The sequence below is a fragment of the Arthrobacter sp. 10T425 genome (genome assembly GCF_056393985.1).
Genome location: NZ_JBFTGZ010000043.1, coordinates 1 through 616, shown reverse-complemented (window position 1 = coordinate 616; position 616 = coordinate 1). Strand labels below are relative to the sequence as shown.

Annotated in this window: 1 protein-coding gene; it reads left to right on the top strand. The window is 71.4% G+C overall.

Going from position 1 to position 616, the window contains the following annotated elements; genetic code table 11:
• Positions 1-136: 136 nt before the first annotated feature.
• Positions 137-616: UvrD-helicase domain-containing protein (locus tag AC1DDH_RS20420; RefSeq protein ID WP_476956201.1), on the top strand; the 480-nt coding region annotated here is incomplete at its 3' end.

Below are 616 nucleotides of genomic sequence, written 5' to 3'. Positions count from 1 at the left end.
GAAAAGAGCATACCCGATCGACAGGCCGCCCACCGACAGCCTCCGTCGGCCGGGCGTGGCGCATCACGGGCCGGATCCCCGGCTGCGATCCCTCGGTTTCGCATCGATGTCGGAGGGGCCGGATACCGTCTCGTCCGTGAGCAGCACAGACCTGATCGAAGAGCTGGACGAGATGCAGCGGCGAGCCGTCGAGCACGGCGAAGGGCCGCTCGTCGTCGCCACCGGCGCCGGGACGGGGAAGACCCGCGTGCTCACCAGCAGGGTGGCACGGCTGATCGACACGGGCGTTCCGCCTGAGCGGATCCTGCTCCTCACGTTCACGCGGCGCGCCGCCGCCGCGATGACGTCACGCGCGGCCGCGATGGTCGGCGACACGGGCCTCGCTCAGCGCATCGCCGGAGGGACGTTCCATGCCGTCGCGCACCGCGTCGTCGCCGAGTACGCGCAGCATCTGGGGCTGGCCGACGTCACGGTGCTGGCGCCCGACGATCGCGGCCTGACCGTGGTGGGCGACGACGCGCAGGCGATCTACGGCTTCCGCGGCGCCGGCGCAGGGCAACTGCAGGAAGTCCTCGACAGCCATCCCGATGCCGAGCTCATCCGGCTGGAGCGGAAC